Origin of the sequence: Curtobacterium sp. UNCCL20, assembly GCF_900101675.1 — a bacterium.
GTDB lineage: Bacteria > Actinomycetota > Actinomycetes > Actinomycetales > Microbacteriaceae > Curtobacterium.
In genome coordinates, this window is record NZ_FNKG01000004.1 from 261,942 (window position 1) to 275,322 (window position 13,381).

10 protein-coding genes are annotated in these 13,381 nt (G+C 71.2%); 1 reads left to right on the forward strand and 9 read right to left on the reverse strand.

Annotated features, from left to right (window positions below):
• Nucleotides 1-24: 24 nt before the first annotated feature.
• The 9 genes from BLT36_RS16950 to dusB all read right to left on the reverse strand — a co-directional run bounded on the left by BLT36_RS16950 (nucleotide 25) and on the right by dusB (nucleotide 12,832).
• Nucleotides 25-966, reverse strand: coding sequence for a D-isomer specific 2-hydroxyacid dehydrogenase family protein (locus tag BLT36_RS16950; RefSeq protein ID WP_254787738.1), 942 nt, complete (start codon nucleotides 964-966; stop codon nucleotides 25-27).
• Nucleotides 967-1,139: 173 nt separating this feature from the next.
• Nucleotides 1,140-2,072, reverse strand: coding sequence for an ATP-binding cassette domain-containing protein (locus tag BLT36_RS16960; RefSeq protein ID WP_092096929.1), 933 nt, complete (start codon nucleotides 2,070-2,072; stop codon nucleotides 1,140-1,142).
• Between the two features lie 145 nt (nucleotides 2,073-2,217).
• The gene (locus BLT36_RS16965; protein WP_254787715.1) at nucleotides 2,218-3,936 is read right to left on the reverse strand and encodes an ABC transporter ATP-binding protein; all 1,719 of its coding nucleotides are present in this window, start codon (nucleotides 3,934-3,936) and stop codon (nucleotides 2,218-2,220) included.
• Nucleotides 3,933-4,949, reverse strand: coding sequence for an ABC transporter permease (locus BLT36_RS16970; RefSeq protein ID WP_092096930.1), 1,017 nt, complete (start codon nucleotides 4,947-4,949; stop codon nucleotides 3,933-3,935). The genes BLT36_RS16965 and BLT36_RS16970 overlap by 4 nt, the downstream gene beginning before the upstream one ends.
• Before the next feature lie 2 nt (nucleotides 4,950-4,951).
• A complete protein-coding gene (locus tag BLT36_RS16975) occupies nucleotides 4,952-6,025 on the reverse strand; it encodes an ABC transporter permease (protein ID WP_092097304.1) in 1,074 nt (357 codons plus the stop codon).
• 117 nt (nucleotides 6,026-6,142) lie between these two features.
• Nucleotides 6,143-7,759, reverse strand: coding sequence for an ABC transporter substrate-binding protein (locus BLT36_RS16980; RefSeq protein WP_092096932.1), 1,617 nt, complete (start codon nucleotides 7,757-7,759; stop codon nucleotides 6,143-6,145).
• A 632-nt stretch (nucleotides 7,760-8,391) separates the two neighbouring features.
• The gene (gene dnaG, locus BLT36_RS16985; protein WP_092096933.1) at nucleotides 8,392-10,323 is read right to left on the reverse strand and encodes a DNA primase; all 1,932 of its coding nucleotides are present in this window, start codon (nucleotides 10,321-10,323) and stop codon (nucleotides 8,392-8,394) included.
• 62 nt (nucleotides 10,324-10,385) lie between these two features.
• The gene (locus BLT36_RS16990; protein ID WP_092096935.1) at nucleotides 10,386-11,681 is read right to left on the reverse strand and encodes a deoxyguanosinetriphosphate triphosphohydrolase; all 1,296 of its coding nucleotides are present in this window, start codon (nucleotides 11,679-11,681) and stop codon (nucleotides 10,386-10,388) included.
• Nucleotides 11,678-12,832 carry a tRNA dihydrouridine synthase DusB gene (dusB, locus tag BLT36_RS16995; RefSeq protein WP_092096936.1) on the reverse strand — a complete coding sequence of 385 codons (1,155 nt, stop codon included), beginning with the start codon at nucleotides 12,830-12,832 and terminating at the stop codon, nucleotides 11,678-11,680. The genes BLT36_RS16990 and dusB overlap by 4 nt, the downstream gene beginning before the upstream one ends.
• Before the next feature lie 47 nt (nucleotides 12,833-12,879).
• Here dusB and BLT36_RS17000 point away from each other — a divergent pair, with 47 nt between their 5' ends.
• Nucleotides 12,880-13,362 (forward strand): aminoacyl-tRNA deacylase, encoded by a 483-nt coding sequence (locus BLT36_RS17000; RefSeq protein ID WP_092096938.1) that lies wholly within the window; start codon nucleotides 12,880-12,882, stop codon nucleotides 13,360-13,362.
• Nucleotides 13,363-13,381 lie beyond the last annotated feature (19 nt).

Here is a 13,381-nt window from a genome sequence, read left to right on the forward strand (position 1 = left end):
CGCCGCATCCCGGGCGTGCCGCGCTCAGTACCCCGCGGCCGGGTCCACGACCCCCACGAACCCGGACCCCGCTCCCCCGAGGAACGCCGCGGTGTTCAGGCGCACGCGCTCGGCGAGGAGCGGCGCCACCATCTCGGGCGTGTCCGCCTGGTGCGGCGTGATGATCGCGCCGGGCTCGTCCCACAGCGGGTGACCGTCGGGGAGCGGCTCGGGGTCGGTGACGTCGAGGCCGGCTGCGGCGATCGCCCCGGTCCGCAGCGCGTCCACGAGGGCGTCCGTGTCGACGAGGCCTCCGCGGGCGATGTTCACGAGTCGAGCGGAGGGCCGCATCAGCGCGAACTGTCGCGGTCCGAACAGCTTCGACGTGCCCGAGGTCATCGCCGCAGCGATCATGACGACGTCGGCGTCCGGCAGCACGTCGTCGAGCTGGTCGGTCGTGACGGTCCGGTCGGCGCCCTCCACCGGCGACGACGAACGCCGCACGACGGTGACGGACACCTCGAACGGGGCGAGCAGCCGGAGGTACTCGAGCGCGATGCCGCCGGCACCGATCACGACCACGTTCCGGCCGTACAGCGAGACGCCCTCGGGCTCGGTCGCCCACGACCGCGCACGCGCCCGCTTCTGCAGCACCCGCAGCGTCCCCAGCGTCAGTGCGAGGGCGTGCTCGGCGACGGGCTCGGCGTACGCACCCTTGGCCGAGGTGAAGAGGACGCGGTCACCGTGCTCGGCGATGAGGTGCGCGAACGCGTCGACCCCGGCGAACGGCAGCTGCACCCAGCCGACGCCGGGTGCGGCGTCCAGGGCGTCGGACAGACCGGAGGGGTCCCGCGGGTCGAGCCAGACCAGCCCCCGGGTGTCGTCGTCGAGCGGCGCGACGGTTCCGCCGGCGTCGGTCACCGCAGCGACGTGCAGGTCCGTCGGCTCCGGCAGGATGGCCACCGGGCCGGCAGTCGGCGGCGCGATCGGCAGCGCCGCCCCGGCGTCCGTGACGACCGCCCGGTGCCCGCGAGCACCAGAGCCAGAACCGGCACCCCCGCCAGCACCGGCACCAGAACCGGCACCACCGCCAGCACCAGCACCAGCACCAGCACCACCGCCAGCACCGGCACCTCCACCGCTCGTCCCGACCACCGTGCTCACGCGTTCTCCTGCCGTTCGTTCCGAGGACCGGTCCCGGCGGGCACCGGCCGGCGGGGCGCCGAGGACCGGCGCGGGACCGCGGTCGCGGCCGGACGCCGCTTCACCGGACGCGCCGCAGTGGCGGCGAGCGTCTTGACGTAGGGGTCGACGGGGTTCTCGAGGACCTCGTCGAAGGTGCCGAGCCCGACCAGGCGGCTCTCGGCCATGATCGCCACGCGGTCGGCGAGGGCGCGGGCCTCGCGCAGGTCGCTCGACACGACGACGGCGGAGAACTGCCGGTTCCGCTGCAGTGTCGCCAGGGCCTCGAGCACCGACTGGCGGACGAGCACGTCGACGCCTCGGGCGGGTTCGTCGGCGACGAGCAGCTGCGGCTCGAGCACCAGCGCGCGGGCGAGGGCGACGCGCTGCCGCTGCCCGCTCGAGAGCTCCCACGTGTTGAGGCGCATCACACCGAGGGGCAGGTGCACGGCGTCGACCAGACGGGCGACGATGAGGCCCGCTTCCTTCCGGTCGAAGCGCCGGTCGCGGGCGTAGATCGGTTCGGCGATCGCCTCGCCGACGGTGAGGTCCGGGCTGAGCCGGTCCGCGCCGTCCTGGGGTAGGTAGCCGATGCGGCCGCTCAGTCGCTCGAGCTTCCGTGACGTCGCGCGGAGCCCGCGGGTCTTCTGCCCGAGCACGGTGAGTTCGCCGCCGACGATGTGCCGGCGGTGTGCGCCCTCACCCTCGCCGGTGGCGCCGAGCTGACCGGCGACGGCCGCGGCGAACGTCGACTTGCCGGACCCGGACTCGCCGAGCACGGCGAGGATCTCCCCCTGGCGGACGGTCAGGCTCACGCCGTCGACGGCGCGGATCGCGTCCGTCCCCCGCCCGCTCCGGTACTCGATCGACACGTCGTCTGCGACGACCGCCGGGCCGTTCACCGCGATCATGGGTCCCCTTCCACGCCGCCCCCTGGCGGCGGTTGCGACGGACCGGAGCGCACCGACCGTCGTACGTGTTGCGGTGGAGGCGACCGCCTGGAGGCGCGGCGTGCGTCGACGACGCCCGCCGCGCCTCCAGGCTGGTCACGTCGGGTCAGGACCCGGCGTTCTCCAGTTCCACAAGCGTACGCCGTCGCTCGGCCTGTTCCGCTGGGTCCGGCACCGGGAGGGAGGCCAGCAGGCGCTGCGTGTACGGGTGCTGCGGGGCGCCGAGGACCTCGGCGGTGGTGCCGGTCTCGACCAGGTCGCCGCGGTACAGCACCGCGATCCGGTCGGACAGCGCGCCGACGACGGCCAGGTCGTGGCTGATGAACAGCGACGCGAAGCCGAGGTCCTGCTGGAGCTCGAGGAACAGCTCGAGCACGCGCGCCTGCACGGACACGTCGAGCGCGCTGGTCGGTTCGTCGGCGATGAGCAGCTTCGGCCGGAGCGCGAGCGACCGGGCGAGGGACGCACGCTGGCGCTGCCCACCCGAGAGCTCGTGCGGGTACCGGTCGCCGTACGCGGCGGGGAGCTGCACCGCCTCCATCAGCTCGTCGACCTGCTTCCGGGCCGCCCGTGGCGACGAGGCCTCGCCGTGCACGATCAGCGGCTCGGCGACGCACTCGGCGATCGTCAGGAGCGGGTTGAACGAGGTCGCCGGGTCCTGGAAGACGAACCCGATGTCCTTCCGCAGCCGCTTGAAGTCGCGCTCCCGGTAGCCGAGCATCTCGGTGCCGAGCACCTGCAGCGAGCCACCGGTGACCTTCGTCAACCCGGCGATCGCCCGGCCGATGGTGGTCTTGCCCGAGCCGGACTCCCCCACCAGGCCGAGGACCTCGCCGGGACGGATCGCCAGGTCGACGCCCTTCACGGCCTTGAACGCGTGCACCCCGAGGCGCCCCGGGTACTCGATCTCGAGCCCCTTCGCCTCGACGAGCGGCTCGACCTCCGACGTGATCGCGGCACGGCGCGCGGTGCCCGTCGACGCCTCGAGCCGGGGCACCGCGGCGAGCAGGCGCTTCGTGTAGTCGGCCTGCGGCGACGCGAACAGCTCGGCGACCGGGGCCTCTTCCACGACCTCGCCCTGGTACATCACGGCGACGCGGTCGGCCAGGTCGGCCACCACGCCCATGTTGTGCGTGATGATCACGATCGCGGCGCCGAACTCGTCGCGGCAGCGGCGGAGCAGGTCGAGGATCTCCGCCTGCACCGTCACGTCGAGGGCGGTCGTCGGCTCGTCGGCGATGATCACCGACGGCTCGAGCGCCAGCGCGGACGCGATCACGACGCGCTGCTTCTGCCCGCCGGAGAACTGGTGCGGGTAGTGGTCGACCCGGGTCTCCGGGTCGGGGATGCCGACGCGGCGGAGGTAGTCGATCGCCTTCGCACGGGCCTCTTTCTTCGAGACGCCGCCGTGCGCCCGGAGGCCCTCGGCGATCTGCCACCCGACCGTGAAGACCGGGTTGAGCGCCGTCGACGGCTCCTGGAACACCATCGCGCCGGCGGTCCCCCGCAGGCTCCGGAGCTTCTGCGAGCCGACCGTCACGACGTCGGTGCCGTCGAGGAAGACCGCGCCGCCGAGCGTCGCCGTCTCCGGCATCAGGCGGAGGATGCTCCGCGCGGTGACGGACTTGCCGGAGCCGGACTCGCCGACGAGGGCGAGGACCTCGCCCGGGCGGACGTCGAGACTGACGCCCTTCACCGCGTCGACGGCACCGCCGTCGGTCGCGAAGGTGACGGTCAGGTCGTCGACGACGACGACCGGTTCCGTGGTGGTGTCGCCTGCCTGGAGGCGCGTGGCGCCGCCCGGCTGGCCGGTTGCGTCCGTCATGCGGTCGCCCCTTCCGCGCCGGTCCCGTCGCCACGCGCACGTCGCGCGTCGCGGGTGGAGACCAGCTGCTTCAGCCGCCGGCGCGCACGCAGGCGGGGATCGGAGATGTCGTTGAGGCTCTCGCCGATGAACGTCACGCCGAGCACCAGCACGACGATCGCGACACCCGGGAAGACACCGGTCCACCAGACGCCGGAGGCGACGTCGGACAGCGCGCGGCTGAGGTCGTAGCCCCACTCCGCGCCGCTCGTCGGGCCGATGCCGAACCCGAGGAAGCCGAGGCCCGCGAGCGTCAGGATCGCGTCGCTCGCGTTCAGCGTGAGGATCAGCGGCAGGGAGCGCGTCGAGTTCCGGAGGACGTGCCGCGTCATGATGCGCCACGGGTTCGTGCCCATCACCCGCGCCGACTCGACGAACGCCTCGTTCTTCAGGCGGACGGCCTCGGCGCGGACGACCCGGAAGTACTGCGGGACGTAGACCACGGTGATCGAGATCGCCGCGGCGATGATGCCGCCGGCGTAGCTCGAGTTGCCGCCGGAGATGACGATCGAGACGACGATCGCGAGGAGCAGGGACGGGAACGCGTAGATCGCGTCCGCCACCACGACGAGGATCCGGTCGAGCCAGCCGCCGATGTAGCCGGAGACCATGCCGAGGATCACGCCGATGATGATCGACACGATCACGGCGACGATGACCACGAGGACGGCCGTCCGGGCACCGAACACCACGCGGCTGAACACGTCGAAGCCGCCGACGGTCGTGCCCCAGATGTGTTCGGGACTGGGTGCACCGGTGCGCGGGAAGCTCTGCCCGTCGGCGCCCTGCAGCTGGCCGAAGCCGTACGGGGCGATGAGCGGCGCGGCGATCGCGACGATCAGGTACAGGGCGCAGATGACCACGCCGGTGATGAGCATGGCGCGCTGCCAGCCGGTGCTCTTGCGGAGCTGGACCACCACGGGCAGCCGCTTCCAGAGCGGCTCGTGCCGGTCGACGAGGGAGGTGTCAGCCATCTCTAGAACCTCACTCTCGGGTCGATCAGTGCGGCGACGACGTCGACGATGAAGTTGGTCACGGCGACGATCACCGCCAGCATCGCGACGATGCCCTGCACCGCGACGAAGTCGCGGGCGGACAGGTACTGGTTGAGTTCGAAGCCGAGCCCGCGCCACCCGAAGGTGGTCTCGGTGAGCACCGACCCACCCAGCAGCATGGCGATCTGCAGACCCATCACGGTGATGATCGGGACCAGCGCCGGACGGAACGCGTGCGTCCGGACGAGCCGCGCCTCCCGGACTCCGCGCGAGCGGGCGGCGTCGACGTACTCGGAACCGAGCGTGCCGATCATGTTGGCGCGCACCAGCCGCAGGAAGATGCCGGCCGTGAGCAGCCCGAGCGTCAACGCCGGCAGGACGGCGTGCATCAGCACGTCACCGATGACCTGCGCGTTGCCCGTGCGGAGCGCGTCGATGATGTAGATGCCCGTCGCCCCGGGGATGTTGTCGAGGACGAGCGACACCCGGGTCGATGCGCGGTCGCCGAGCGGCAACCAGCCGAGCCACACCGAGAAGACGAGCTTGAGCAGCAGACCGCCGAAGAACACCGGGGTCGCGTACGTCAGGATCGCCAGTGCGCGGAACAGGACGTCGGGCCAGCGGTCGCGCATGTAGGCGGCGAGCATGCCGAGCGGGATGCCGAGCACGAGGGCGACGATGAGCGCGTAGAACACGAGCTCGGCGGTGGCGCCGCCGTACGTGACGATGATCTCGGTGATCGGCCGGTTGTCGGTGGCCGTCGTGCCGAAGTCACCGCGGACGATCTTGCCGAGGTACTCGAAGTACTGCACGAGCACGGGTCGGTCGTAGCCGGCGGCGTGCAGGCGTTCCTGCAGCTGCGACGGCGTGAGACGACCACCGACCGAGGCGGTGATCGGGTTCCCGATGACGCGCATCAGGAAGAAGACGAGCGTCACCAGGATGAAGACCGTCGGGAAGATGAGGAGGAACCTGACGAGGACGTACCGGCCGAGTCCGCCGCCCTGCCCCGTGGCACGTCGCTGTGCCTGGGGCTTGGTGGGGTCGGTGGCCAGTTCCGAGCTCGCCTCTGGGGTGCTGAGGGTCACGGGGACGGGTGCCTTTCGGTGCCGGTCGGGACGCGGTCACGGGGGCGCTCCTCGTGGGAACGCCCCCGTGGGCCGGAACCGGTGTTACTTGGAGAGGGTTGCGTAGCGGAACTTGTACGAGGAGTCGAGGGTCAGGCCCTTGACGTCCTTGGCCGCGACCGCGACCGACTTGCCCTGCAGCAGCGGCAGCGTCGAGATCTGCGTCGCCTCACGCTCCTGGGCCTGCTCGATGAGCGTGGCGCGCTTGTCCTTGTCGGACTCCTGCTGCTCGTCGGAGATGAGGCCCTGGATGGTCGAGTCGTCGTAGTGGTTCTGCACGAAGTTCTCCTTCGTGAAGAACGGCGACAGGTAGTTGTCGGCGTCCGAGAAGTCCGGGAACCAACCGAGCTGGTACACCGGGTAGGCGTCCTTCGTGCGCTCCTGTGCGTAGGTCGTGTAGACCGTCGACTGGATGTTCACGGTGAACAGACCCGAGTTCTCGAGCTGCGTCTTGAGCTCGGCGTACTCGTCGTCCGACGTCGAACCGTAGTGGTCCGGTGCGTACTGGATGTCGAGCTGCACCTTGCCGGTGACGCCCGCCTTCGACAGCGTGCTCTTCGCCTTGTCGACGTCGGCACCGCCGTTGCCGTCGCCGTAGAGCTTCTCGAACGGCTTCGCGGCACCGGTGAGGCCGTCCGGCACCATCGAGTACAGCGGCGAGTAGGTGTCGTTGTAGACGTCCTTGGCGAGCTTCTCGCGGTCGACGACGTCGGCGACGGCCTGGCGCACGGCGAGGGCCTTCGTCTCGTCGGCGTCGGACTGCTTCGCGCCGTACGGCTGCGTGTTGAAGTTGAAGACCAGGTAGCGGATCTCACCACCGGGGCCGTCCGTGACCTTGACCTTGTCGTCCTTGCGGAGGTCGGCGATGTCGGTCGGCGTCAGCGAGCGGAAGGCGACGTCGACGTCACCCTTCTGCACGGCGAGCTTGAGGTCGGTCTCCTTGGTGTAGTAGCTGGCCGTGACCTCGTCGGTCTTCGGCTTGCCCAGGAGCCCGTCGTACTTCTTGTTCGCCTTGTACTGGATCGTGTCGTTCTCCTTGTACGAGCTGATCTCGTACTGCCCGGCGAACGCCTTGCCCTTGACGATGTCCGCTGCCGGGGTGAGCTTGTCGGCCGAGAACACCTGCTCGTCGACGATCGGGCCGGCGGGGCTGGAGAGCACCTGCGGCCAGGTCTGGTCGGCGTGGTCGAGGTGGAACACGACCGTGGTGTCGTCCGGCGTGTCGATGCTCTTGAGGTTGGCGAGCAGCGACTGCGGGCCGTTCTCGTTGTTGATCTTCAGCTCGCGGTCGAACGAGAACTTCACGTCGCTCGACGTGAGGTCGTGGCCGTTCGCGAACTGCAGCCCCTTCTTCAGGGTCACCGTGTACGTGGTGTCGTTGGTGAACTCGGCCTTGGTGGCGATGTCCGGCTTGACGTCCGGGCTGCCGACCGGGGTGTTCATGAGGAACGGGAACACCTGGTTCTGCACGGCGAACGAGCCGTTGTCGTACGAGCCCGCCGGGTCGAGCGAGGTGATCTTGTCGGTCGTCCCGATGCTGATGCCGCTCAGGGCGGTGTCGCTCACGCTGCCGCTCGCGCAGCCGGTGAGGACCAGCGCCGTCGCTGCCACTCCGGCGCCGAGCGCGATGCCGCGCTTGCCCCACTTGGTCACGGATGCCATGTCCGATGCCTCTCTTGGTGATGAATGCAAGGGTCCTGGGCCGGAGGTGGATCGTCTGTGTGCCCGGCCAGGAACGCTCATTGCTATCACCCTGTCACGGAACTCCACGAACCGAGGGCGATTTGTTTACACCGCTGTAATGCACGAGTGCGTCGCATGGCGCATCATCCGTGCACTCCTGAGCGGCGCGCCGCGCAACTTTGTTGCGCGATGCAACGCGCGCGTTCCCGCGGTTCATCGTCGGCGCCGGGCTGCGCGAGCGGGGCCCATTCGTCACGCTCGGCACCGCCGCGCGGGCTTTCCTGTCCGGTCGGCGTTCCCCCGCGGCGCGTTGCGCCCGCTCGAGCGCGGACCACAGGGCGTTCCGGCCCGCCCATCGGTCGACCGTGCGACCGCACTTCGGTGGGCATCACTGACTTCCGACCCCGCCGACGTGCGATCTCGACGGGCCTGGAGGCACGCCACACCTCCGCCACGCTCCCCGCCGGGTCCGCTGTTCGGTCCACCGCCCGGCGCGGTCCGGCGGGCACGTCCCGCGCTCGCCCGGACCGCGTGAGATCGCACTTCGGCGGGCCTCGGTCGCCCTGGAGCGCGCCGGAGTGCGATCTCGGCGGCGTGCGCGCGCGGCGCGGCTAGGAGTTGGCGGCGGCCTCGGCGTCGGCGCGGAGCCGCATCCGCTGCGCGTCGATGTCGACGAGCTGCCGCTGGATCTCGGCGCGCCGGTCGGCCTGCTCGTGCGGGTCGGCCCGCTGCAGCTGCCCGAGGAGCGACGCCTTGCGGGCGAGCAGGTCGCGCTCGACCAGCGCGACGACGATGCTCCGCGCGTAGAGGGCGAGGTCCTCGTCGGTGCGGGCCGGGATCGGCGCGAGCGCGAGCTCCTGCACGAGGCCACGGAACGGGGTGGGCACGTCCCGGAGCAGCCGGTCGAGCCAGTCCGGCGCGCCGACCGCATCGACGTTGGCGACGACGGCGTCCCGCACCACGGCGAGCATCGGCGCGGAGAACGTGGCGGCGGCGGCGAGCCCGAGGAGCGGGAGCCCGACGTGCCCGGGCTGCTGCACCATCGCCATCACGGCGTCGCGCTCCATCCGGGTGATCGGGTCGTTCGGCAGGAGCCGGAGCCCGGCGATCGGCTCGTCCGGCGGGGCGACCAGCTCGCCACCGGGGCCGGCCTGCGCGACCGGCACCGTGCCTCCGGGCCGGTCGTCGTGCCGACCCGTGGCGGACGCACGCTGTCGGGCGTTCTCGACCGCGCGACGGACCTCCGGGATGTCCATGCCGAGCCAGCCGGCGAGCTCGCGGACGTAGCCCTGGGTGAGCGAGCGGTCCCGGATGCCGGCGAGCACGGGTGCCGCCGCACGGAGCGCGCTGACGCGCCCCTCGACCGTCTCGAGGTCGTGGCCGTCGAGGGTGCGGCGGATCATGAACTCGAACATCGGACGCTTGTTGGTGACCAGGCGGCGGATGGCGTCGTCGCCGCGCTGCAGACGGAGGTCGCACGGGTCGAGCCCGCCGGGTGCGACGGCGACGTACGTCTGGGCGGCGAACCGCTGCTCCTCGGCGAACGCGCGAGAGGCGGCGCGCTGCCCGGCCTCGTCCGGGTCGAAGGTGAAGACGACCTCGCCGTTGGCGTTCGGGTCGGCACCGGCCAGGTCGCCGAGCATCGGGCGGAGCACCTTGATGTGGTCGACGCCGAACGACGTGCCGCACGTGGCGACGGCCGTGGTGATGCCGGCGAGGTGGCACGCCATCACGTCGGTGTACCCCTCGACGATGACGACCTGCTTCTGCTTCGAGATGTCACGGCGGGCGAGGTCGAGCCCGTAGAGCACCTGGCTCTTGTGGTAGATCGGGGTCTCGGGCGTGTTGAGGTACTTCGGGCCCTTGTCGTCGTCGAGCAGCCGACGCGCGCCGAAGCCGATCGTCGCCCCGGTGACGTCGCGGATCGGCCACATCAAGCGCCCACGGAACCGGTCGTACGGGGACCGGTCGCCCTGGCTGACGAGCCCGGCGGAGATGATCTCGTCGATCGTGAAGCCACGTCCGCGCAGGTGGTCCTTCAGCGCGTCGTACGACTTCGGGGCGAACCCGACACCGAAGTGCTGCGCCGCCGCCGGGTCGAACCCGCGCTCCCCCAGGAACTGGCGTGCGGGCTCGGCCGCTGCGGTCGTGAGCTGCGCGGTGTAGAACTGCAGCGCTGCCTCGTTCGCGGCGATGAGCCGGGCGCGGGTGTTGTAGTCGGTGCGGGGGCCGTCGCCCTCTTCGTAGTGGAGCGTGAAGCCGATCTTGGCGGCCATCCGCTCGACGGCTTCCTGGAAGGTCGTGTGGTCCTGCTTGATGACGAACTCGAAGACGTCGCCGTCCTCGCCGCAGCCGAAGCAGTGGTACCGACCGACCTGGGGCCGCACGTGGAACGACGGTGAACGCTCGTCGTGGAAGGGGCAGAGGCCCTTCAGCGAGCCCACCCCGGCGGACTTCAGGGTGACGTAGTCGCCGACGACGTCCGCGATGTTGACACGCGAGCGGACCTCGTCGATGTCGTTACGCGCGATCCTGCCAGCCACCCCTCGATCCTAGTTCGTGGGAGTGACAGCGGCGGACCGGTGTGGGAACCCGTGGAGCCCGGTCACACCGGGATGTGGACGGCCTCGCGCTCGCCGACCACCAGGCGCTTGTGCCACGCCAGCGCCCCCTGGTCGGTGAGGCTCGCGACCTGGTCCACGACGGCCCGGAGCCGCCCGGCGTCGTCGGTCGCCTCGCGCCAGTCGGCGGCGAACCCCGGCTCGAGATCGGCACTGCCGCTCGCCGCCAGGGCATCGAGCAGTTCGGTCAGGATCCGACGCTGTTCCTCGTACACGGGCTGCCGGTCGCCGTGCGTCATCACGAAGGCGGCGACGATGCCCTTGAGCACCGCGATCTCGCCGATGATCTCCGGCGGGGTGACCACCGAGGCCGCGAACCGCACGAGCGACCCCGACGCGTAGGACTCCCGCGTCGCGGTGGTCGCCGTCCGCGCGAAGCGTCCGATGAGCTGCGACGTGAGGTTCTTCAGCTTCGCCGCGTCCTGCCGGGACCCGTCGTACGAGGTCATCCAGAGCGGCAGCGAACGGAGACGGTCGAACGCCTCGAGCAGCTCGTCGCGGCTGAGGTCGGAGCCGACCCAGGCGTGCATGGCGGACACGATGTCGTTCTCGCCGACCCGGTCCCCCAGCGCGGCGACGTCGATGAAGCCCGCGACGACGGCGTCCTCGAAGTCGTGCACCGAGTACGCGATGTCGTCGGACAGGTCCATCACCTGCGCCTCGATGCAGCGCTGGCGACGGGGAGCCCCCGCGCGGAGCCACTCGAAGGCGTCGTGGTCGTCGTCGTAGAAGCCGAACTTCGTGCGCCCGGACGACGCCTCGGAGACGCCCTGCGCCGCCGGCCACGGGTACTTGCAGCTGGCGTCGAGCGAGGCCCTGGTCAGGTTGAGCCCGTACGGCCGCTCGCCCTCGGAACCGGAGCGCGGTCCGTAGACCTTCGGCTCCAGGCGGGTGAGGAGCCGGAGCGTCTGCGCGTTCCCCTCGAACCCGCCGATGCCGGCCGCCCAGGCGTTCACCGCGGTCTCGCCGTTGTGTCCGAACGGCGGGTGACCGATGTCGTGCGCCAGGCACGCGGTGTCGACGACGTCCGGGTCGAGCCCGAGCGAGTCCGCGAGCTCGCGGCCGACCTGCGCCACCTCGAGCGAGTGCGTCAGGCGGTTGCGGGCGAAGTCGAGCCCGGTCGTCGGGCTGAGCACCTGCGTCTTGGCGGCCAGGCGTCGGAGCGCGCTGGAGTGCAGGAGCCGGGCACGGTCGCGGGCGAAGTCGGAGCGGCGGTTGCCGTGGGTCTCGGGCAGCCAGCGTTCGGCGTCGGCCGGCCCGTACGAACTCGTGGCGCTCATCCGCCGCTGTGGTGCAGCTCGGCGGCGGCGAGGACCTTGCGGAACTCGGAGTCGACGTCGCGGCTCTCGAGCCAGCGGTCCGGCAGGGCGGTGCGCTTCGGGTGACCGGCGCGGCCGCGCGGACCCTCGGCGTCGGCGCCCGGGTACGGGGCGTCGTGGTCGAGCTGCGCGAGCAGGTCGTCGATCTCCTGCAGGCTGGACGCCATCGCGAGCCCCGAGCGGACGTCGCCGCCGATCGGGTACCCCTTGAAGTACCACGCCACGTGCTTCCGGATGTCGCGGCAGCCGTGCTCCTCGGAGCCGAAGAACTCGACGAGGAGTTCGGCGTGCCGGCGGAAGCTCACCGCGACCTCGCCGAGGGTCGGCATGTAGCGCAGCCCTTCGCCACGGAACGCCGCCGCGAGGTCGCCGAACAGCCACGGCCGACCGAGGCACCCGCGTCCGACGACGACACCGTCGGCCCCGGTCTCGTCGACCATGCGGAGCGCGTCCGCCGCCGACCAGATGTCCCCGTTGCCGAGGATCGGGATGTCGGTGACGGTCTCCTTCAGCGTGGCGATCGCCGACCAGTCGGCGTGCCCCGAGTAGTGCTCGTTCGCGGTGCGCGCGTGCAGCGACACCGCGGCGACGCCGGCGTCCCGCGCGATGCGGGCGGCGTCGAGGTAGGTGAGGTGGTCGCCGTCGATGCCCTTGCGCATCTTCACGGTCACCGGGACGTCGCCGGCGGCGCGCACGGTCTTCGTCACGAGCTCCTGGAAGAGGTCGAGCTTCCAGGGCAGCGCCGCCCCGCCGCCCTTCCGCGTGACCTTCGGCACCGGGCACCCGAAGTTCAGGTCGATGTGGTCCGCGCGGTCCTCGCCGACCAGGATCGACGCGGCCTCGGCCACGGTGTTCGGCTCGACGCCGTACAGCTGGATCGAGCGCGGCGTCTCGGACTCGTGGTGCTGGATGAGCTGCATCGACACGGGGGTCCGCTCGACCAGCGCACGCGAGGTGATCATCTCGCAGACGTACAGTCCGGCGCCGTACTCGCGGCACAGCCGGCGGTACGCCATGTTCGTGATGCCCGCCATCGGCGCGAGCACGACGGGCACGTCGACCTCGATGGGGCCGATGCGCAGGGGCTTCACTGGGGCTTGTGTGATCGTCATACCGGACCCATTCTCCCACGTCGGTGCCCGCCGGTAGCGTTCTCCCCATGACGACCGACGCCATCACCAGGTTCGACGCCGATGCAGAGGCCCGCGGCCTCCGGGTCGAGGTCGTCGAACGCCCCGCGGCGAACTCCCTGCACGAGGCCGCCGGACTCCTCGGCATCGACCCCGGGGACATCGTCAAGACCCTGGTCGTGAAGCGTCACGACGGCGACTTCGTCCTCGCGCTCGTGCCCGGCGGGCGCAGCATCGCGTGGAAGAAGCTCCGCAGCGTCGTCGGCGTCAACAAGCTGTCCATGCCCGACGCGGCGACGGCGCTCCGGGCCTCCGGGTACGAACGCGGGACCATCACGCCGATCGGTGCGACGGGCGACCTGCCGGTGTACGCCGACGAGCGGATCCTCGGCCGCCGGATCGCGCTGGGCGCCGGTCGGCAGGGTGCGAGCGCGTTCGTCGACGCCGACGACCTCGTCGCGGCGTACGGCGCGACGGTCGCCGACATCACCGACGAGGAACCGGTCCGGTAGCGACCGCAGTCGCGCTCGC

Bases quoted from the DNA above. Each gene is read 5' to 3' on its own strand.
- BLT36_RS16960 (WP_092096929.1), bottom strand. From the start codon at position 2,072: ATGATCGCGGTGAACGGCCCGGCGGTCGTCGCAGACGACGTGTCGATC.
- BLT36_RS16965 (WP_254787715.1), bottom strand. From the start codon at position 3,936: ATGACGGACGCAACCGGCCAGCCGGGCGGCGCCACGCGCCTCCAGGCA.
- BLT36_RS16970 (WP_092096930.1), bottom strand. From the start codon at position 4,949: ATGGCTGACACCTCCCTCGTCGACCGGCACGAGCCGCTCTGGAAGCGG.
- BLT36_RS16980 (WP_092096932.1), bottom strand. From the start codon at position 7,759: ATGGCATCCGTGACCAAGTGGGGCAAGCGCGGCATCGCGCTCGGCGCC.
- BLT36_RS16990 (WP_092096935.1), bottom strand. From the start codon at position 11,681: ATGAGCGCCACGAGTTCGTACGGGCCGGCCGACGCCGAACGCTGGCTG.
- dusB (WP_092096936.1), bottom strand. From the start codon at position 12,832: ATGACGATCACACAAGCCCCAGTGAAGCCCCTGCGCATCGGCCCCATC.
- BLT36_RS17000 (WP_092096938.1), top strand. From the start codon at position 12,880: ATGACGACCGACGCCATCACCAGGTTCGACGCCGATGCAGAGGCCCGC.